Source organism: Enterococcus sp. AZ071, from assembly GCF_050499065.1.
Classification (GTDB): domain Bacteria; phylum Bacillota; class Bacilli; order Lactobacillales; family Enterococcaceae; genus Enterococcus_A; species Enterococcus_A ferrettii.
This window is the reverse complement of the sequence record NZ_JBIPAS010000001.1, coordinates 2,523,015-2,544,365: the sequence shown is the minus strand read 5'-3', so window position 1 is coordinate 2,544,365 and position 21,351 is coordinate 2,523,015. Positions and strand designations below refer to the sequence as shown.

Sequence of the window (21,351 nt, the reverse complement as noted above, 5' to 3'; positions counted from 1 at the left end):
GGTGAAGCAATCTCAGAATCAACTCGCCTTGTACCCTACACCAGCTCCTACCATGCAGGAGGAATTGATGACACAGCCTCTGCTAGAGGAAAGCGAACGAGCTTGTGAGTATCTGTATGCGCCGCATGGAACGTTGAGCGAAGAGCAGCGGAAAAAGATTTACCAGCATTTTGAACAATTATTTCGTCTGATGAACAGCAGCTATCACATTGAATTATTAATGGTGCCGGGAACATTGAATCTAACTGCTTTTTGGCAGTCGTTGCATCAGTTTTTTCCTCAATTTGCTTGGCTGAAGGGGCAAACAGAAGAGCCTAAGTACGGAAGACAGGTCTATCGATTTGACTTTGTTCCATTAGTTTTTAGAGAATCTGGCTTCCCGTTTGCGATTCATTTAGAAGATAGTCTGATGCAACAATTTCCAGCAGCAGATGATGGAGCGTTGGAGAGAGCAGAACAGCTGTTGCTTGAGTTAGCAGAACAACATTTTTCTGAAGGTATTGTGAAGGAACCGCGATTAACTTCGATCGAGGAAACGAAAACCCCAGCACAAGAATCTGCGGTATCCGTAGATCGAGTGCAGAAAGAAGAAGTGAAACAAGAAAGTCAAAGCAAAGCACGTCTTCGAGCAGTCAACCAAAAGCTGGAGCTGGTGATTGAAAAACTGGAGCTTTCAATGCTTTATAGCGGCATTCAGTATTTTGATCAGGAGAGCAAGGAAGAAAGCGATTGGGACAGACGAATCAAAATCAGCCTTCGTGAGTATACTTACCTGCTCCAGAAAGCGCGTTTTTTGGAACAAATGTGGCACTTGAATGGTGAGTTGGTGAATAAAACTGAAAAGATGACGGTAACTGGCAATAAGTTAGTTTATGAGCGAGATCAGGTGAAACAAATTAAGGACAATTTGTCTGCTCGTGATATTCACTTTGTACTGTATGAGTGCCAGGTGATTGAGTCTCGAGCGAAAGTACATGCTCGGCCTTGGTTCAGAAAGCCTTATGTGAAATTGATGAAGATGGACTATGACAACTTATTAAGCAAGTCGGCTTACTTTGATTTACTGCAGGGGGAAAGCGCCTTGTTGGAAAGAATGGTGCGGGAACAACGGGACACACCGGTCAAAGAAGCTCAGGAGGTTGGTTGAGGTCGCAGACGATGGAATCAATTCCCAGTTATTTCAAAACTAATTGGCGCCTTTATCCTGACGTACTTATTGTTTTTAGGCTTATTTCGCGGCTATTACTGGCTTTATCCCAAATATTTTGTTAGCGGCGAGTCCATGAATCCGACCTTCTGGGAACAAGAAATTGTTCAAGTGAAGGCACATCACGATCCAAAACGCTTCGATGTCGTGGTCCTCCATCCACCAGATGATCCGCAAAGCTTGTACCTTAAGCGTGTGATTGGATTACCGGAAGAGCGAATCGACTATCAGAATGGTTGTTTGTTTGTAAATGGGAGACCGATTAAGGATACCTTTGCTGATCAGACCGAAGATTTTGTTTGGACGCAGATTACTAGCAAGCCAATTCCCAAAGGTTATTACTTCGTATTAGGGGACAACCGAATGATCTCGAAGGATAGCCGCAGCTTTGGGCTGGTTTCGGAAAAACAAATTTTAGGCATCGTCAAAGAGGGGAACACAAATAAATGAAGACACTGCAAGAAAAAATCGAATGGTACACCTTTTGGTATTGGGTTTATTGGCTCTTCTCTTTGGTCATACTACTGGGAGTACTGATACTGGGCATTTTTTTCTATTTTACTGATTTTCAAGAGGTTGTGACAGTGAGTCAATTGTTTCTTTTGATGTTGCTGATGGTATTAGCGATATATCTGAAAATGACTGCTTTGCACTATCACAATGTTCTTATGAAGTTGAAGCAAGCGGCAGCTCGATCAAAAAGGCCAAGAGGACGCCCGCAGGAAAGGCGGAAGCAAGATGTTAAGTAAATTCTTGCTGGGCTGTCTGGTTCTAGGTGGAGGTCTAATTACTAGTTATCAAGTACAAGTGAAACCATCTGTTTTAGCTGAAACGAAGGAGTCAATAGTTTCTCAACAGGAAATGACTTCAAGTGTAGCAGCTAGTTCTACTGGTAGCAGCATGGAAAGTGAAGAGTCAACTATACCTTCAGAATCTTCTTTCCTAGAAGAAATCACGAGTAATGAAACAGGACATTCGGCTTCGTCGGTGACTGAATTCGTTGAACCAATAAAGGCAACAGAGGAAGCAACAGAAGGTTCCGCAGAAAAAGCTATTGTTTTTGAAGCAACCGTGCCGGAAGTAGTTTCTCAGGTCCAAACCCCTGTGCCGGCTGCGAAAGCAGAGGAAAATTATCAGTTTTCGGTAGTAAAGAATCAAACCACCGAAGCATTTATACAAACAATCGGAGCCGATGCTCAGACGATTGCCTGGAATGAAGGACTCTATGCCTCGGTAATGATCGCTCAAGCAATTCTGGAAACGGGGTCGGGCAACAGTCAGCTAGCACAACCGCCGCATCATAATTTGTTTGGTATTAAAGGGAGCTATCAAGGAAAAAATGTGTCATTCAATACCCAAGAAGACAAAGGAAACGGTCAGTTGTATACGATCCAATCCGCTTTCCGACAGTATCCTGGCTACAGAGAATCCTTAGAAGATTATGCAGCTTTGTTGAAGAAAGGTATTTCGAGTCATGCTGGTTTTTATCAAGCAACTTGGAAAGAAAAGGCGCCAACCTATCAAGCAGCAACTAAAGCATTAACAGGAAAATATGCCACAGATACTTCCTATGACAAAAAGCTGAATGCATTGATCAAAACTTATGGCTTGGATGCTTGGGATCAAGAACCGAAGAAGGAAACTATTGAACCCTCTGTGGAAGGTCAAGCCGCTACTGTCGATTCAACTACCGATTTCGGTGAAGATAAGCAATCAATTACTTTCAATTCTGAAGCACTCGAAAAACAAGTGAAGATAAATAAAACGAAGCAAAGTGTGCAAAAAATTCCTGAAGCAGCACAACGACCTGCCAAGCAGTTAGCTGGCAATCGAACCACACAATGAAAGGAGGGGAACCATGACGAGATCGCGGGAATATCGGCAACGAAATGATGATTTCGATCAGCAACCACCTTATCGTGGGCGTGCCCCCTCAAACCGGCGACCACCGCAGAGATACGACGATTGGGAGGAGGAACGATCTGTTCGGTACCGAGAATCTAATCGTCCACCACAACAACGAGGATACGATCCGCACTATGATCACCCGCCACAGCGTTCGCGTGATTCAAGAGAGGGTCAGTATCAGAGGCCATTACCTAATAATCAAAGAATGGCAAGACCGGAAGCATCTTATGGTGGTGAGAGTCGAGAGTGGATGCCACCACCACGACAACGTCCCCCTCGGCCAGTTTCCGGTTATGGAGCACAACCCTTGCAGCAAGCGAAGCAGTCGACCAATCGAAAAATCTTTCTGTTTGTCTATAACTTGTTTTTCTACACGTTAACGATTGGGATCCTGCTTAGCTCTTTGATGTTTGCTTTCAGTGAGAAATCTGATGCTGCGATAATGGGGCATCGTTTTTATCAGGTTTTAACCGATTCCATGGCACCGCAGCCGGATTCTCCTTCGGGCGGATTTTATGCGGGGGACATTGTATTGGTAAAAATGATCGATGGCTCACAGGCAAAACCTGGAGATATTGTTACTTTCCAAGTTGGTGAAGGCGATCGTTACCTTACCCATAGAATGGTGGAACGGTTGGATCAATTGAATGGACAAGCAGGGGATTACATTGTCACCAAAGGAGATGCCAATAAAAGCAATGATCCGCCGATTCTCGCTGAACGTGTGCGAGGAAAAGTGATGTTCGTTGTCCCTAAAATGGGTAGTTTCTTGAACTTCATTCAAGAGAATCTCTGGCTATGTATTGTGTGTGTGTTGTCGACCTTTGGCTTCTTTCTAGTGCTGAAAGCTTATTTTCTGCAACCAGAACCAGCTAAACGACCAATGAAAAGAACTGGGTATCCCACTGGGTATAACCGCTCGTAAATTTGAGTGTTTATATAAAAAGAAAAAAAGGATGTATAGGAGGAAAAAGGAATGAAGAAGAACAGCAAAAAGAAAAAGCTGATGGCTGCAGCGGCAGCTTTGGCGTTAATCGCAGCCATCTCAGGGACGTTTGCCTGGATTACTGCGCAGGATCAACGGATTAACCGGGCAGAATCAGCAGCAGTCAATGATGACAGCGTGGTATTGAAGGAACAATGGGAACCAATGCCATTAGTTGCAGGGACGGAAGCGAAGAAAGAAGTGTCTGTTTCTAATACAGGGAACGCTAGTGTATTTGTACGGATTTCTTATGAAGAAGTACTGAAGCATTTAACTGAAAAAGGGGATGTTAAGTATGATGCAGTAACTGTAGCTAATGCAAAATATACTCATGTGGCTAATGATCCTGGTTTAGGTAAACACATGCCAGTGAATGCCAATGCAGCCTCTATGTTCAGTGATGGGTACAAAATTGTTCCAACCGCACAAGTGACTGGTTTAACTGCCCAAGACAGCAATGTGAAATTGTTAGCCAAAGGTGGAAAAGTAGTTGATCCATTGACTGGATCTATTAGCAACAACTTAGAAACAAAAATGGTTCATGAGTACTACTCCGATCCTTCCAACGCTGGTTTGAATCCTGGAGATGTAGGCTTTGATGCAACAAAAAATAAATACCAAGCAATGACTTGCGATATTAATGTAACCAATGAAAACGGCAGTAATGATGGAATGGATTGGGATTTCACAGTATCAAACGTGAAATACGGCTACTACGAAAATGGCTACAAACATACCGTAGCGAACTGGGCAAAATCTACTTTACCAGATGAAGCAGGAGCTGCTTCTGGGAATGCCTTGCTAGGAACTAACGGTGTACGTTACAGCGTAGACTACAACTACACGAATACAGCAGCTGGTTTGGGCGCTGGATTTACGATTCCTGGACCAACTCCAGCAACCGTTGCCGACCAAAAGCCAATTGTTTCAACTACTAATTACGGCTTACAAGCAGATACGACTGGTTTAGGTAAAAATCATATCCGTGTAGGCTATGGTGCAGACATCACAGATGTTGGGACTTTAGCAAACAGCAAATGGGTATACAACGAAGAAGATGGCTGGTTCTACTACACTGTTCCGTTGAAATCTGGTGAAACAACTCCAGACCTATTGAAAAAATTGGTTTTCGAAAGTGCGTTAGGTGTTGAGTACACCAATGCTTCCTTCGATTTAGTTGTGAAAATGGAAGCTGTACAGGCAACCAAAGATGCCTTAACAGACAGTGCCGGCTGGAACTTAGGTAATGGTGCTGCACCAACAGGTGACACCGCAGCAATCGTGACTAAACTAGTTGCTGGTATTTAACTTGATGAGCTTTTAAGCAAGGAGGGAGTGAATGAACATGCGCAGAATACTTATTGGAATACTTAGTCTCTTCATTCTGTTCAGCGGTTCTCCAGCTGCTGAGGCAGCCAAAACACTTCCTCCTGGCTTGGTGATTGGTGATTCTGAAGGCATGTATGCTACTTCTGAGGGAGACTATTACATTGATTTAATGGGTATTCTCCCAGGAGAGGTGTATGAAAAGGAAATTACCATCCGTGGCTTAGACCTGGAAGACCCCTTTTCTCTAGGCCTGTTAGTGGAGGAAGTGGGCTCTAACGGATCTATTTTTTGGAAAGAGCATATCACCTTAACCCTCATTTTGGATGAAAAAGAAATCTATCAAGGCCCTATTTTGGGCGATGGCAGTTTTGATTGGTCAAAAACCCCGTTGGAACTGGGCGTATGCAAGTACGGAACAGATAAACTATTGTTGGCACGCTTCACGATGGATGCACATTTAACCAATGAAGACTTGCGAGAACAAAGCAAACTGGAGTTTTATTGGACCTTTGTTGGAACTAAGGATCAACCGAAAGAACCAACGAAGCCAACAGAACCCACAACACCAACGCAACCGTCTGAACCGACAATTCCAAGTTCGCCCAGCGGATCAGGCAAGTTACCATCCACTGGTCAAGGAATACCTTCTAATCGGAAGCTGTTGCCGCAAACCGGTGAGCAAATAGTTTATATGTTCTTAAGTGGTTTATTACTGGTAATGATCGCGTTGTTCTTATGGAAAAAACGGCAAGAGGAGGAGCAGGAATGAACCAAAAAGAAAAACGGCAACATCTTTTTCGTGTATTTCTCAAAAGCAAGCTGCTTTTTGCCTGCTTCTCACTTGCTTTGAGTCTACTTTTGATTGTAGGCAGTACGTATGCTTGGATTACATCTGCAGATGAGCGAGTGAACCGCGCCAACGCAAATCACAAGACCTTGTCTGCAATGATTGAGGAAGACTTTAATCGAGTTTACGATTGGGCACCCGGAGTAACGAAAACAAAAAAGATAAAGGTAACCAATAATGGAGAGATTCCGACAATTGTTCGTTTATCTTTGACGGAATTCTTTGTCAGTTTTGAAGTAGATACTTCAGATAATCATCGTCTGGATGCCAATCCACAAAACAATCTGAATGGTAATGGGAATCTGAAAATTTTTGACAGCTTTACAACTCTGATTGATGTAAAAAGAACCGAAACATGGGTAGTGGGTAACACCTATGAAGTAAATTCCAATACTTACTACAAGGCAAATACGGCATTAATCGATCAATCTTATGTATATGGTGGAGCGCGTACGCTGCCTCTATCCGCATTTAAATTGAACTTTACTGCGAATAAGGTTTTTGATACACCAGCTGCAACAAGTGGGAAAGACAACTATTGGTATTACGAAGATGGGTATTTTTACTATTCAGAAATTCTGCAGCCAAAGGAATCCACTACTGATCTGATGGAAAGTGTTTCACTGAATGCAGGATATGCCAATCAATACAAAGGGGCATTGTATAAGCTGGTTCCGGAAATGGAAGCCCATGATCTTTCCAAAGATCTGATTGCTGATTGGGGAATCAATCCTGCAAGTGATCATGCCTACAATCTTTATAAAGATAAATTAGCCAAGTAAAGGAGGAGCAAGATGAAGCAGCGAAGAAAAGCTCGTCGCACGTTATACCTTGTTATTGCATTCAGCTGTCTCCTCCTACTAATTGGTGGAAGTTATCTAGTGTATGCAGCAATGACAGCAACGGATCGCGAAGAAAACGATTTTCGCGTTGGTCAGGTAGAAACAAAGATCATAGAAGATTTCGAATTCCGAACGGAAATACCTAAAGATGTTTCGATAAAAAAAGAAGTCTCAATCAAAAATACCGGAACTATTAATCAGTTCATTCGAGTAATGGTTTCTCCACAGGTACAAGCAGAAATAGCTGGTGATATCCAAAACAAGCAGATTCTACCATTGAAAATTGGAACAGATTTGATTCTAGAAGAAATGACTGCATCGGATTGGCTAGATGGTGGAGACGGTTATTACTATTACATTAAGGAAGCCGTTAAACCTGGAAAAGAAACCAGCGAGTTATTCAAGAAAGTAAAGCTTTCAGATCAATTAAGAGATCAGTACCACGGTTCCAAATTGATGATCATTTTGAAGGCCGAAACGATTAATTGTGCAGAGTTTGCTTACCGTGATTCATGGTGGCAAGGAAACACACCCACCACAGGTTCACTAAAAGATGTAGATGATGCACTAAAAACAAAGGTTGATAAATAGGGATACAGTTTTCTGTGTCCCTTCATACAAAAGTGCAGCACTCATGAGATGAGTGTTTTATCAAGTAGAACATTGATTTGATAAGTGTTGAAGGGAAAGGGATTGATAAGAAATGAAAAATAGGGCGAAAAAAAGAACGAATTATCATTCTCGGATCGTTTTAGGGATTTTAGTATCAATGATCGCTGTTGCTGGACTATTGGCATTGTTTACTAGTAAAGATACGCCTAAAAAAGAAACGATCAAAGCTTCTGAAGTAGTAACTGCTGGAGATTTCCGGTTAACAGCAGACAATCGATGGGATGGGACCGATAAAAAGAGCTATGCGGAGTTGAAATGGGATGATGTTCCTGATTTGAGTTCAGAAGGGTATCGCCTATATCAATCAGAGGATGGAACTACTTGGGATATGCGTTCTACTAGGTATGGGGATGCGATTAAGGTGTTGAATATTTATCCTGATGTTTATCCTAATGATATTCGGGACTGGATGAGTGATCCGACAGTGGGATTAGGATTGATCGATGTTACACCAATTTCTCTCACTGAGTTTAACACCAATTCCAATAATGATCCCCTTGGCTATTTGAAAAATGCTCAAGGAGAATATCAGTATGATGTCGTTTTTGTAGGGACCGCAAATGCCAATAATAATGTTTCCTTTAATAAAAATGCTGTGGATAGGCTTATTGAATTTATTGATGCAGGTAGGGGACTATTGGTAGGGCATGATGTACTATCTGGAAATACCAGAAATTGGGCAGGTGTTACTGCTGATTTGACCCAAAATAATCGTTTAGCTCCTTATCTAGGTATTGGACTTAGAAATCAACATACTCTTGGTGAGGCGTATCCGGGATCAGATACCGTCATTGTTAATAATAATGGATATTTGATGAAATATCCTCACGAATTAGAAAATGATCAAGAACTTTCTGTGCCTTACACACATTCTTTTGGTCAAGTTGCTGGAAGCGCGCACAACGGAACTATTTGGCTCAATTTTAAAGATCCTGGAACTTGGGGGTTAAGTAATATCTATGATACACCAACGTCTACGACTAACTTCTATCTAGTTACAAACGGGAATGCTGGGATGATTCAAACCGGGCATAGTAGTGAAAGCACAGATCGTTCTACACTTGATGAACGAAAAATAATCGCTAATACTCTCTATAATCTGGCACAAATTACATTAGAATCAAGGGCCAACGATTACACGGTGCTAGATAATGAAAAACCTGAAAAACCAAAATTTGTCATTCGATGTGGAGACGAAGAAAACGTAAATGTTCGAGTGGACGCTACGGACAAAGGAAAAGAATATCAATGGTACATTGAAGCGAATACGAAAAGTAGTGGAGTAAAAACTTCAGATAAAGTAAAAGAAACGATTACTAGTAACATTGCAGGCTATTTCTATGAAGTTTCAAACTCTTCTGTTTCTACTTTAGCCGCCCAAGTAGAAGCAAAAAAGGATGCTTTTGGCCGAATAGATCCCAGTGATTTCGATCTATATGTAGCTCCAAATGATGACTCAGTGAAGTATGAAACGGCAACAAGTTTTACACTATCAGAGAAAAATACTTCCGGAAAATATGTCCATGTACTTGCAGTAGATCGTGCCAACAATGTGGGAACTGTTTCCAGCCAGCAAATTAAAGAAATGATTCAACCAGTTGACTTTGAAATCGAACGAACCGGTAATGAAGCAAAATTAGTGGAGATGGCTGTCGATCCTACAATGGATAACAAGATGAAATCAATTGAAGTTCAAATTCCGAAAAATACAGAAATTAAAGATTTCTCTTCGTTAACTTTACCAACGAATTGGTATTCTTTCGAGAACAGTGAAACGGCTGACTACTATTCTTTCAGTTTTGCGATGGAAACAAATAATAGTGCCGCAACTATTCAAACATTTCTTGAAGGGTTACGATTTACGATAAAAAGTCCGGTGAATTCTTCCGGAAATATTAAAATAATTCTCCATGAAGAAACCTATACGTATTGGATTGATCCTAGTGGAAAGCGGCATTACTATGCATTTATTCCTGAGGTGAATACTTGGATAGAGGCCTATAATCGAGCCAAAACGATGTCTTATCGCGGGTTAACAGGTTATCTTGCTACTTTGTCCTCAGAACAAGAACATGATTTTGTTTATGATAATATCGGAAAAACCTTTGGCTGGTTAGGAGGTACTAGGCTGAGAATGACCACACCTACAGCTAAACGGATTGATGATGAATCCTATCTCTCTCCTAATATCGCTCACTACACTTTTGCAGCTGGTACAGCAAGTGACTGGTATTGGGCGAATGGGCCGGAAAAAGGAACGGTTTTCTTTGATAAGGTAAGATTCATTGACGGTGGGAAGTCCCCTGTGGGTACGTATAATGGATTCAATAATGTAGATAATAATCCGGGAACTCCTAGGACCGAACCAAATAGTGGGGGAACAGGAGAATACGTTTTACAGTTTGCTCAAGCAAACGAGACAAAGTATTGGAATGACATACCGCATGATGGAACTACCCATGTGGCCGGCTTCTATATCGAATTCTCTGAATATGGCAGTCAAACAGAAGGGGACGAAATTACAGATGTTTGCTGGAATGCAGCAATTCCGCAAAAAATCTCTTTAAAAGCCTATGATGAGCAAGGAACGGCTTTAACTGATGGAGATATTATTTTTGATCAGCGATTAAGACTCGAACAAGCGGTCACTGTTCAACCAAAAAGCTTAGAATTTTATAGTTTTATTGAAGCGCAGGAACTAGATAATACACCTAGAGGGTTGAACTATACGGTTTCTAAAACATACCAAGAAGGAAAACTTATATACTCCTTGCGCAAAGCTATTTTACATGTTCGTCAGGTAATTAATGGTCCACTGAACGAACTAGTTGTTCCTAGTGAAGGCTATGTTACGGTACAGAACAATTTGTACAATAGCGGATCACCTAGCTTGGATGCCAATTATAAAGCAGATATGACTGTTCCTTCAGGAAAACAGGGCGACAATCCTAATTTTAGCAACTGGGCCATTTCTACGAATCACCTGACGAGTGTTCAAGATGAGGTTCATTTATCTGTTACTGTTCCGGAGTTTTATCAGTATGAGGGCTGCTATTTAACGGATGAGGCCAGTGATCCAAATGGTGCAAGTCATGTTAGCAATAGTTCAAAAACGACTGGAATTGTATCGTTGGGGCGTGGAACCATTGATGCTCAAAAAGAATTTTGGCTGACGTTGTATCTTAAACCGACGGAAGAAAATCAAGGGAAGCCTCAGCCCTATAGTTGGGATTATAGCCATAATGACTTAGGAAAAATTAAAACCAAATAAGTGAAAGAGGCGAGGCATAGAATGGTCTATCTGTTATTACTTATCTTAGGCCTGATCGTATTAGTCCAAAGCTATTTATTGTTCTCGCTGATGAAAGATCAACGAGACTTGCAAGGGAAAGTTAATCGACTATTAAGAAAACAGCCACGGTCAGCAACGACTGTGGGGAAAACTCCAACAGAAAGAGGAAGGACACGATGAATCTTGGCTATGCACGTGGGTACCAGATTACCCAACAACTGGATATGCTGGAAGATTATCCGGTGGACGAACTTTTTTCTGACGGGCATCAAGAGGTCGAAGCCCTGGATTCGCCAACAAGTGAGTTTCAGGCGCTGTTGAATTTTGCTCAACCTGGAGATCATTTGATTGTTGCTTCATGGGAAGTAATTTCCAGAGATTACCGTCAGTTATTAGCCTGTCTTGGTCAGCTGGAAACCTTAGAAATGACCTTAGATGTGTTGAACTTACCGCAGTTGAGCATTGAAGAGTGGCGACAGATTTTTCGCTGGTCACTGCGGAATGATCGTTTGCTGCATCCGGTCCTGGTTAAGGCGGGTAAGGAACGCGAACGCAGCAAGGATGCGTATTCTTTGTTCAGTAAAGAACCGGAGGCACGCAAATTGTATCGTGAGATTATTTGGCTGCTGGTGGAAAAGAACTCTGTTCGAAAAGTAGCTCAGCAGAAGCGAATACCGATTGAAACAGCTTATCGTATTCAACAGGAATTAAAACAGATTCAACTAGCGATCATCCTAGTTATTTGTTTCCTACTGGCGATTTTTAGTATCAAATTAGCAGAATCATATTTTGAGCAGCTATGGATACAAATTGCTATTTGTGTAGTTGTGACGTTGGTTATTTTGTGGAATGTCTTAATCGATACTGAAGAAATTGAAGCCAAACCACCCATTAAAGAGAAAAAAACTTCAAAAACCTAAAGAGAAGGTGAATCCAATGCAACATGTACTTATTTTGACGAAAAACTCATTGGCAGAGGAAACTATAATTAGTAAATTACAACGGATGAATTGTGAAATTTTGTGTTCGACCGATATGATTTATCGACTGCAGCAAGGCTCCGTTAGCCCTTTTTTATCTTATTTTCAATGGGTTATCTTAAGTGAAAGTCTTTGTCATTCAGAGGTTGAGCAAATTCTAGGTCTGCTGAAAAACCATCAGTTGATGATTTTACGGATGGTGGAGAATTATCCTAATGAAGAAGAACAAGCTTATTGGCAAGAGCAAGGAATTTCGGAATGGCTGGGCAAAGACATCAGCTACGAAACCTTACGGGAAAAAGTAAATGAATTAAATAAACAGCTGGAATCAAAAGCGTCTGTAGGAACTCAAATTCTTTCTTTTCCTCACCAGAGCGAACTAGTTGAACAGAATGATTTGAAGCTGCTGCTGAAGAGTTTCTCGAAGACCGAACTAAAAGTGTTTGAACGCTTGATTGAAGCCTATCCGAGGAGTGGAGTACTCTCCCGCAAAGAATTGTGTGAACATCTTTGGCGAGATGGCGACACCCCATCAAATATGAGTCAATTGTCTTGTCTAATTAACAAACTAAAACGCAAATTTGAATTGCATGGGATTTCTGGTGAAACCATCACTACACTCTGGGGAAGAGGTTATAAATTAAGTAGTGACTTTTATGACTATTGGCTGCTAGGATCACAGCAACTAGAAAATTTACGCTACGCAACGATTTAAAGCTGTGGGGACGCTCAATCAATATTTGATTGAGCGTCTTTTCTAATATGAACAGCATGAACTTATACATAGAGTTACTCCTCCTTATAAACAAAGTATTGTCAGATCCAGCAGTCTATAGTGATTTGAAATGGAAGAAGGTTTAAAGACTAAGTAATATCTGGGAGTGGGAGTATATTACTTAAAACGGTTTCGATTATAGCGAAGTGTTTGGCTAAAAGGGAATTGGAGCGTATTTTGAGATAATTTGGACAAGTTAAGAAGATTTCAATTAGTCATGTTTAGTGAGAGGACTTAAAATTTCGAAAGCAAACAGTTCTTCAGCTACTAAGATAATAGCCATAGCTGCTGTTGTTTTAAGACAATCAAATAAATAGAAAGTAGGAGTAATCTAAGGATTCGTAATAAATCTGTTAGAGTACTCCTAATTTGTTGCATAAGTATACTATTGTCAATAGTGAATGTAATTTTATAATTGTTTTAATCAGGAATAACATGTGAAAATTATGCCTCAAAGGAAAGAAAATAATTATTAGAAATTATTCCTTTAACCTCTTATGAAGAGTTATGATAGGGATATCTTTGAATTGCATAAAACAAGAAAAGTAGATAGGAATAAAAAATAAATTGATATGCGAAATAAACTTTTTATCGATTTCATTAAAAATTATAAAAGAAAAGAACTGGAAAAGCAACGTTTAAATTGGAAAAATATTTAGGAAAGTAATCGAAATCTAAAAAACGAAAAGTAACTTGATACAACACAGGGGATTCATCGCGTGTCATTGTTTTTTTCAAACCGTCATTTAAGACCGTCAAAAATTTGAAAGGAGACAGTTATTTTATGCCAAGAAGAGGCGATAATATCTATAAGCGTAAGGATAACCGTTGGGAAGGACGCTACCATATTGGACGTAAACAAAATGGAAAATTGCGCTATGGATATATATACGGAAAAACCTATCGAGAGGTGAAGGAAAGACTTGAACCGTTAAAAAAGAAAATAGCTTTGTTAGCTCATTATCACGTAGTCGGAGGAATGACCTACAAAGAATGGATGAATCAATGGATTGATGAGATTCGGGACACAGTGAAGGAATCTACTTTCGCCAGCTATAGCTACAAAGTAGAACACTATTTATTCCCTCATTTGGCTGACGTACCGCTACATCAAATCACGGATGAATGTTTGCAGGAGATGGTGCAACAATGGGTGTCAGAAGGCTTGTCTGCAAGCAGTATCAAGCTAATTATGGGCCTATTAAGCCGTTCACTAAAATCAGCTGAGCAAAATGGAAAGGTTGCTAAAAACTCTTGCTTAACTGTCAAGCTTCCTAAAGTCAAACGAAAAAAAGTACGGTCATTATCTAAACAAGAACAGAAAAAATTAGAAAATGCAGCAGCTAAAGATCAAAGTGATCAGAGTCTGTCAGCAATACTGGCAATGCATACAGGAATGCGAATTGGAGAGATTGCTGCTCTGAAATGGGAAAATGTATTGTTTGATCAAAATCTGATTCTGGTTGAAAATACCTACCAACGTGTATTATCTACTGCCACTCAGCAAACTGTCTTGAACTATGGTACGGTTAAAAGTATATCGTCTTATCGGGTAATTCCGATGTCCAGTAAAATTCGCAAAGAGCTGCAGGAGCAAAAAATGAAGTCGCAGGGGGAATTCGTTTTTTCTGTTAATGGCAAGCCTTGTGAGCCACGTCTGTTGACCTATCATTTTCACCGCATTCGTAAACGTGCAAGGCTGGAAAAGGTGCATTTTCATCAGCTTCGCCATACGTTTGCGACACGCTGCTTAGAAAGTGGAGCGGACATACCTTCAGTCAGCGCCTTGCTGGGACATTCGTCAACTCAGATGACGTTAGATATTTATTCTGACTCAATGCTGGAGCAGCGAATAGCGACTATTTCTTCGATGGAACGAGCACTAGCATAAGCGAAGGATAAATAACAAATATTAAAAAAATTTTCATCATTTTCGATCGGGAAGGAATTTTTTGCTCATTCCGAGAAAACGCTTACTTTTAAAAGCTCGATAGAACGATACTTAGAAATCATTTTATGACATAAAGCAGCCAGCTTTTTGTTATGGAATGATTTTTTTACGTGTCCCAAAAGCCGTCAAAAAAAGCCGTCGCACTGTGAAATCCAGCCGTAGCAAGCCGTCTTGCTCCTGTCTTGTTTTATGCAATTCAAAGATAGATGGAAAAAGGGAATCACCTACTAGTTTAGCATGCTTTAAGCAAAAAAATTGGTTTCAGTCACCGATTGAAACAAGTTTTTATGAATTGAGATAGACGAAAGATGCAATTGAGGAGGAAAACAGACATGTTTGGATTTGGCAAGCAGAAAAGGGACGCTTATCAAGATCCCCATCAGGAAGATTATTTCTACGATGAATATGACGAAGGGTATGAGGAGGACTATGGTTATGAAACGTACCCAGATGAGGGCTACGAGCGACCAGATGACAATTATACTGACTACTCTCGTGGAGAGCGCCGATCACGGAAAAGACCGAATCCACTAGCTGAGGAACGTTTCGATGAGCAGTACGAACGGCGTTATGATGAGGAACCAGAAGCAGTTCAGCCTCCGGTGCGTGAGGAGAGGGAACCGGTTCGTCAGGAAGAACCTTTGCAACAAGAAATTGAACGGCTAGAAGAAACAGTTGCCCAACTAAAACGTCAGCTGGAAGTTAAGCAGACAGAAATGACCGGAATGGCAACAACACTGACAAAGAAAGAACAATTGCTGCAGGAGCAGCAAGAAAAGCAGGCAACTAAGGAAATTGAAACGAGAGAGCTTGAACAGCAGATTAAGCAATTAAGGAATCAAGTTCAAAGCAGCCAGCAAGAGCAGTCGGAAGTCTTAAAACAATCTCGCAGGGAAATTGAGGAATTAAAGCAAACTCAAGCAGAAAACGAAGAGATGAAGGCGGAATTGGCAACCATTCTGATTGAAACTAAAAAGCAGGAACGGGCTATTTTGGAACGGGCGGAGTATGAAGCCAAAGGTATTCGCAGTCAGGCGGAACAGGAAGCGCATCAAGTGATTCATGATGCTTCTCTGGAGTTGCGAGTAATGAAGCAGGAAATCAAAAACTATCGTAAGCGGCTGCGCTCTGTTCAAGAAGAAACCACACAATCTTTTGTTCGTTTACTTGCCAATAGTGATGCGTTGCTGGAAGACGAGTAGGAGAGGGGTGGATCGCAGTGAAGCAATCCAATAATTTAGTTGCCCTGTATCCTACACCGGCACCTGAAATGACCGAGGAGTTAATCACTCAACCGCTGCTTACAGAAATTGAACGCGCCTGCGAATATTTGTATGCTCCGCATGGGACCTTGAGTGCTGAGCAACGGGAAAAGATTTATCAGCATTTTCAGCAATTATTCCAGTTTATGAACAGCAGCTATCACATGGAGCTGTTGTTGGTTCCTGGGAAATTTGAATGGTCGACTTTTTGGCAGGCGTTGCACCAGTTCTTTCCTCAGTTTGCTTGGTTGAAGGTGCAAACTGAGGAACCAAAGTATGGTCGACAGGTTTATCGCTTTGATTTTGTTCCTTTAGTTTTTCACGAAGCTGGTTTTCCTTTTGCAATTCAGTTGGAGGAAAGTCTCATGCAACAATTTTCTTTGCCGATTGAAGAGGTTTTGGAGCGGGCAGAGCAATTATTGCTGGAATTAGCTGGTCAGAATTTTGAAGCAGGGCTCATTGCAGAGACTCCTGCACCACCAGCTAAAGAAGTATCGTCGGCTGTTGAGCTCACAGCAGCTCGTGTACAGGAAGAGAATGTGCGTCAGGAAAGCCAAAGCAAGGCGCGCCTTCGAGCTGTGAATCAAAAGCTGGAAATGGTCATCGAGAAACTTGAGCTGTCCATGCTTTATAGCGGTGTCCAATATTTCGACCGCAGCCAGCCAAAAGAAGAGAGCGATTGGGACAAACGGTTAACGATAAGCTTGCGAGAATATACCTATTTGTTGCAAAAGGCTCGTTTTTTAGAACAGATGTGGCATTTGAATGGTGAGCTGGTGAATAAGACAGAAAAGATGACGGTGACTGGAGACAAGCTGGTCTATGAGCGGGATCAGGTAAAACAAATAAAAGCTAATTTGTCAGCACGAGACATTCACTTTGTATTGTACGAGTGTCAGGTCATTGAATCCCGGGCAAAAGTCCACGCGCGACCTTGGTTTCGTAAGCCTTATGTCAAATTGATGAAAATGGACTATGACAATTTGTTAAATAAGGCTGCCTACTTTGATTTGCTGCAGGGAGAAAGTGCAACGCTGGAGAAGATAGTACGAGAGCACAAGGATGCACCAGTTAAAGATGCTCAGGAGGTTGGTTGAGGTCGATTTATTCAAAGGTCGGTATTAACGAAATTCACAGCAGCTGCCGCCTGTTGCTATTTACTTTTCTTCGGAGCATTTCGCATGTATTACTGGTTATACCCCAAATACTCAGTCAGTGGAGAATCCATGAATCCGACGTTTTGGGAGCAGGAAGTTGTTCAGGTTAAGGCCCATCATAAACCAGAACGCTTTGATGTAGTGGTACTGCGTCCGCCAGATGATCCGGATGGACTATATCTGAAACGGGTGGTGGGCTTGCCGCAAGAGAAAATCGATTACCAAGGTGGACAATTATTTGTTAACGAAAAATTGGTAGGGGATAGATTTGCGTCAATTACGGAAGATTTTGAATGGAATAGCTTTAGTAATCGAGCGATTCCCGCTGGCTGGTATTTTGTTTTGGGAGACAATCGCACGGTTTCTAAGGACAGTCGAATTTTTGGGCTAGTTCCAGAGAAGCAGATTTTAGGAATCATCAAAGAGGGGAACACGGATAAATGAAGACATTGCAGGAAAAAATTGAATGGTACACCTTCTGGTACTGGGTCTATTGGCTTTTCTCTTTGGTGGTGTTGCTAGGTGTGGTCGTATTAGGCATCTTTTTCTACTTTACCGATTTTCAAGAGATAGTCACGGTCAGCCAATTGTTTTTATTGCTGTTATTGATGGTACTGGCACTTTATTTACGAATGACTGCGTTACACTATCATTCCGTTCTTCTTGATTTGAAGCGCCTGGCTGCACAAGGAATTAAACGACCGAGAGGACGGCCGGCGGATAAACCACAGGAAAGGCGGCCCACTCAATGAAAGGTAAGGTATTTGGATTACTATTGGGCTGTTTAGCATTCACTGGCTCTCAAATCCAGGAAAAGCAGGCGGTGTCTGCGGAAGTTCAGCATTCGTCAACGGTGCAACAAGCAACTTCGTCAAGCGATACTAGCAGTTCTGTCGTTCCAACGATAAACAGTCAAGAAGTATCGGATACAGCAACAAGTTTCATGCTTGGAGGTTCAGTTAAGGAAACTGACAGCTTCACCGAAACGAGTGAAATGGCTGTACCAGAAGTTTCTTCTAGCAGTGAGGAAGTTCAGTCGGCTGTGAAGGAGATTCAGATGAGCTCGTCTTTGCCAGTGGAAAAAGTTGAAGAAAATTATCAATTCTCAGTGATAAAGAATCAAACGACTGAAGAATTCATTCAAACAATTGGAGAGGATGCTCAAACGATTGCCTGGAACGAAGAGTTATATGCCTCAGTGATGATTGCACAAGCAATCTTGGAAACAGGCTCTGGCAACAGTCAGTTGGGGCGTCCACCTTATCATAATTTATTTGGGATTAAAGGCAGTTATCAAGGTCACCAAGTGTCCTTTAGCACACAGGAGGATAGAGGAGACGGTCAGCTTTACACGATTCAATCCGCTTTTCGTCAGTATCCCAGCTATAAGGAGTCCTTAGAAGACTATGCGGCTCTCTTGAAAAAAGGAATTTCAGGGAATGCTGGTTTTTATCAAGGAACCTGGAAGTCAAATGCCGCAACACACCAAGAAGCAGCAAAAGCTTTAACCGGGAAATACGCGACCGATACAGCTTATGACAAGAAATTGATTGCGTTAATCGAAGCGTACAATTTAACTTCTTATGATCAGGAACCGACCGAAAGCGTTGAAGCAGTGCAAGAACAATCGGCGGAGTATCCAATCAAATTAGAAGCCAGTTCGGAAGAAAAACAACCAGCTGAAGCATCTAGCAAAAGCAGCGAACAGGAACTTCTTGTCAATCAAACCAAGCAACCAGTAATTGTCGTCCCACCAGCTGCGCAACGACCAGCTAAACAGTTATCAGGTAATCGAATTATCCAATGAAAGAAGGGGAGATATGTCGAGACAACGTGAATACCGAGATCATGACTATGATTTTGACGAACTACCGTATCGCGAACGGCCCCCTTCTAACCGTCAACCGCCTAGAAAAAATGACTATTACGAAGAAGAATATGACGATAGAAGAAGGTATTCATCGCAGGGGTCACGAAAGGGTGATTACCCACGTCGGTTTCGAGAGTCGTATCCACCGCGTAGGGCGCCAAAAGATTTTGAGAGTAAGCGACCCAATAGTTACGGCTTTGAATGGGAGCGAATGGCTCCGCCGAGACAGCGACCTCAACGGCCAAGACCAACTCAACAGGGAACACCACCTCTACAAGAGGCGAAAAAGTCTACAAATCGCAAGATATTCCTGTTCGTGTATAACTTGTTTTTTTACACACTGACGATTGGAATTTTACTCAGTTCCTTGATGTTTGCCTTTAGTGAGAAGTCTGATGCGGCGATCTTTGGCTATCGTTTCTACCAAGTCTTGACCAACTCAATGGCGCCACAACCAGATTCGCCTTCAAGAGGCTTCTATGCGGGAGATATTGTATTGGTAAAGATGGCGGATGGCAGTCAGGTCAAGGAAGGCGATATTGTCACATTCCAAGTAGGTGAGGGAGATCGCTATCTGACCCATAGAATGGTAGAGCGGTTAGACGAACTAAACGGGGAAAAGGGTGATTATATTGTCACCAAAGGGGACGCCAACAACAGTAAAGACCCACCGATTTCTGCGGATAGAATCTACGGAAAAGTAGCCTTTGTGATTCCCAAGATGGGCAGTGTTCTGAATTTTGTCCAAGAAAATCTGTGGCTGTGTCTAGTGTGTGTCGTATCTACCTTCGGTTTCTTCCTGGTTCTTAAGGCCTATTTTCTACAACCAGAACCAGTGAGACGACCAATGAAACAAAGGAATTATCCAAGAGGGGTATAACTGCTTGTTCATACAAGTATTTATATAAAAAGTAAAAAAAGGATGTATAGGAGGAAAAAGGAATGAAGAAGAATAGTAAAAAGAAAAAGCTGATGGCTGCAGCAGCAGCTTTAGCGTTAATCGCAGCCATCTCGGGGACGTTTGCCTGGATTACTGCACAGGATCAACGGATTAACCGGGCGGAATCAGCAGCGGTTAATGACAACAGCGTAACGGTGAAAGAAACATGGGAACCAAAACCATTGGTACCAGGAACCGAAGCAACCAAAGAAGTAGCAGTCTCAAACACCGGTACTGCCAGTGTATTTGTCCGGGTTTCTTATGAAGAAGTGTTGAAGCATTTAGACAAATTAGGTGCAGAAAAGTATGACCCAAGTTCAGTTACGGGAGCGAAATATACTTACGTAGCGAACGATTCAGGTTTGAATAAGCATATGCCAATCAACTTTAATGGAGATCAAACCTACAAAGATGGCTTTATCCAAGTACCTGCTGGTCAAATTGCCGGTTTAGTATCACCAGCTGATGACAACGTGAAGCTATTGGTTAAAGGTGGAAAAACCATTGATCCAATCACGAACGTTGAAAAGATCAGCTACGAAGCCAAATTGATGCACGAATACTTCACCCATGCAGATAACACTGGGAAAAACCCTGGCGATGTCGGCTACGATGCAAGTAAAAACAAATATCAATCAATGACTTTCGATATTACAGTTAGCAATGAAAACAGCAGCCTTGATGCCAAAGACTGGAATTTTGCGTTAACTAATGTGAAATATGGCTACTATGAAAATGGTTATAAGAATACGGCAGTCAACTGGGCAAAATCTTCTCTACCAGATGAAGACGGTGCAGCGACTGGACGTGCATTGCTTGGTACTGACGGTGTTCGTTACAGCGTGAACTATGACTATACCTTTGGTGGTTTAGGTTATGCTAGTGCCGCTGGTCTTCCAGCAGTAACCCCAGCAACAGTAGCAGATCAAATTCCAACAGCAACAGGCAATAAAGGCGTTCAAGCAGATACAAATGGTTTGGGTAAGAACAATATCCGTATAGGTTATAGCACGGATGTAACAGATACAGCTACTTTGACTAACAGCAAGTGGGTCTACAATGAAGACGATGGCTGGTTCTATTACACAGTACCGGTGAAATCAGGCGAAACAACCAAGAATCTATTAGAGAAACTAGTCTTTGAAAGTGCAATGGGTACAGAGTATACCAATGCTTCATATGATCTAATTGTGAAGATGGAAGCTGTTCAAGCTAATGCCGATGCATTGACTGATTCAGCAGGTTGGCACCTAGGCGATGGCTCAGCACCAACTGGCGATACTTTACTAATTGTGAACAAACTTAAAGCCGGCATTTAGTTGATGAATACACCA

General features: G+C 41.7%; 20 protein-coding genes. All 20 read left to right on the top strand.

All coding sequences use genetic code 11. From position 1 onward, the window contains the following. Position 1 precedes the first annotated feature (1 nt). The 20 genes from IGI49_RS12570 (at position 2) to IGI49_RS12475 (ending at position 21,336) form a co-directional block, all read left to right on the top strand. Positions 2 to 1,147, top strand: a complete 1,146-nt coding sequence (locus tag IGI49_RS12570) for a hypothetical protein (protein ID WP_429964757.1) — start codon at positions 2 to 4, stop codon at positions 1,145 to 1,147. A gap of 69 nt (positions 1,148 to 1,216) precedes the next feature. Then, the gene (gene lepB / locus IGI49_RS12565) at positions 1,217 to 1,657 is read left to right on the top strand and encodes a signal peptidase I (protein ID WP_429964756.1); all 441 of its coding nucleotides are present in this window, start codon (positions 1,217 to 1,219) and stop codon (positions 1,655 to 1,657) included. After that, the gene (locus IGI49_RS12560; protein WP_429964755.1) at positions 1,654 to 1,956 is read left to right on the top strand and encodes a hypothetical protein; all 303 of its coding nucleotides are present in this window, start codon (positions 1,654 to 1,656) and stop codon (positions 1,954 to 1,956) included. The genes lepB (IGI49_RS12565) and IGI49_RS12560 overlap by 4 nt, the downstream gene beginning before the upstream one ends. After that, positions 1,946 to 3,052 (top strand): glucosaminidase domain-containing protein, encoded by a 1,107-nt coding sequence (locus tag IGI49_RS12555; protein WP_429964754.1) that lies wholly within the window; start codon positions 1,946 to 1,948, stop codon positions 3,050 to 3,052. The genes IGI49_RS12560 and IGI49_RS12555 overlap by 11 nt, the downstream gene beginning before the upstream one ends. A 13-nt stretch (positions 3,053 to 3,065) precedes the next feature. After that, positions 3,066 to 4,040 carry a signal peptidase I gene (locus IGI49_RS12550; RefSeq protein WP_429964753.1) on the top strand — a complete coding sequence of 325 codons (975 nt, stop codon included), beginning with the start codon at positions 3,066 to 3,068 and terminating at the stop codon, positions 4,038 to 4,040. A gap of 51 nt (positions 4,041 to 4,091) precedes the next feature. Then, on the top strand, positions 4,092 to 5,408 hold the full coding sequence (locus IGI49_RS12545) for a hypothetical protein (RefSeq protein WP_429964752.1): 1,317 nt from the start codon (positions 4,092 to 4,094) through the stop codon (positions 5,406 to 5,408). Positions 5,409 to 5,439: 31 nt separating this feature from the next. Beyond that, positions 5,440 to 6,198 (top strand): LPXTG cell wall anchor domain-containing protein, encoded by a 759-nt coding sequence (locus tag IGI49_RS12540; protein ID WP_429964751.1) that lies wholly within the window; start codon positions 5,440 to 5,442, stop codon positions 6,196 to 6,198. Continuing rightward, positions 6,195 to 7,058: a BsaA family SipW-dependent biofilm matrix protein gene (locus IGI49_RS12535; protein ID WP_207701446.1), complete on the top strand. Its 864-nt coding sequence runs from the start codon at positions 6,195 to 6,197 to the stop codon at positions 7,056 to 7,058. The genes IGI49_RS12540 and IGI49_RS12535 overlap by 4 nt, the downstream gene beginning before the upstream one ends. A gap of 12 nt (positions 7,059 to 7,070) precedes the next feature. Next, positions 7,071 to 7,709: a hypothetical protein gene (locus IGI49_RS12530; protein WP_207701447.1), complete on the top strand. Its 639-nt coding sequence runs from the start codon at positions 7,071 to 7,073 to the stop codon at positions 7,707 to 7,709. 112 nt (positions 7,710 to 7,821) lie between these two features. Further along, positions 7,822 to 11,061, top strand: a complete 3,240-nt coding sequence (locus tag IGI49_RS12525) for a hypothetical protein (RefSeq protein WP_429964750.1) — start codon at positions 7,822 to 7,824, stop codon at positions 11,059 to 11,061. Between the two features lie 197 nt (positions 11,062 to 11,258). Next, positions 11,259 to 12,002 carry a recombinase family protein gene (locus IGI49_RS12520; protein WP_429964749.1) on the top strand — a complete coding sequence of 248 codons (744 nt, stop codon included), beginning with the start codon at positions 11,259 to 11,261 and terminating at the stop codon, positions 12,000 to 12,002. 16 nt (positions 12,003 to 12,018) lie between these two features. Next, a complete protein-coding gene (locus IGI49_RS12515) occupies positions 12,019 to 12,777 on the top strand; it encodes a winged helix-turn-helix domain-containing protein (RefSeq protein WP_429964748.1) in 759 nt (252 codons plus the stop codon). 844 nt (positions 12,778 to 13,621) lie between these two features. Then, positions 13,622 to 14,728, top strand: a complete 1,107-nt coding sequence (locus IGI49_RS12510) for a tyrosine-type recombinase/integrase (protein WP_429964747.1) — start codon at positions 13,622 to 13,624, stop codon at positions 14,726 to 14,728. A gap of 392 nt (positions 14,729 to 15,120) precedes the next feature. Further along, complete coding sequence (locus IGI49_RS12505; protein WP_429964746.1) at positions 15,121 to 15,990, top strand: hypothetical protein; 870 nt, start codon at positions 15,121 to 15,123, stop codon at positions 15,988 to 15,990. Positions 15,991 to 16,007: 17 nt separating this feature from the next. After that, complete coding sequence (locus IGI49_RS12500; RefSeq protein ID WP_429964745.1) at positions 16,008 to 17,147, top strand: hypothetical protein; 1,140 nt, start codon at positions 16,008 to 16,010, stop codon at positions 17,145 to 17,147. 9 nt (positions 17,148 to 17,156) lie between these two features. Next, positions 17,157 to 17,651: a signal peptidase I gene (lepB, locus tag IGI49_RS12495; RefSeq protein WP_429965000.1), complete on the top strand. Its 495-nt coding sequence runs from the start codon at positions 17,157 to 17,159 to the stop codon at positions 17,649 to 17,651. Continuing rightward, positions 17,648 to 17,959, top strand: a complete 312-nt coding sequence (locus IGI49_RS12490) for a hypothetical protein (RefSeq protein WP_429964744.1) — start codon at positions 17,648 to 17,650, stop codon at positions 17,957 to 17,959. The genes lepB (IGI49_RS12495) and IGI49_RS12490 overlap by 4 nt, the downstream gene beginning before the upstream one ends. After that, entirely contained in the window at positions 17,956 to 19,014 is a 1,059-nt protein-coding gene (locus IGI49_RS12485; protein WP_429964743.1) for a glucosaminidase domain-containing protein, read from the top strand. Before IGI49_RS12490 ends, IGI49_RS12485 begins: the two co-directional genes overlap by 4 nt. Positions 19,015 to 19,027: 13 nt before the next feature. Then, positions 19,028 to 19,957 carry a signal peptidase I gene (locus IGI49_RS12480; RefSeq protein WP_429964742.1) on the top strand — a complete coding sequence of 310 codons (930 nt, stop codon included), beginning with the start codon at positions 19,028 to 19,030 and terminating at the stop codon, positions 19,955 to 19,957. A gap of 62 nt (positions 19,958 to 20,019) precedes the next feature. Continuing rightward, on the top strand, positions 20,020 to 21,336 hold the full coding sequence (locus tag IGI49_RS12475; RefSeq protein WP_429964741.1) for a hypothetical protein: 1,317 nt from the start codon (positions 20,020 to 20,022) through the stop codon (positions 21,334 to 21,336). Positions 21,337 to 21,351: the final 15 nt, after the last annotated feature.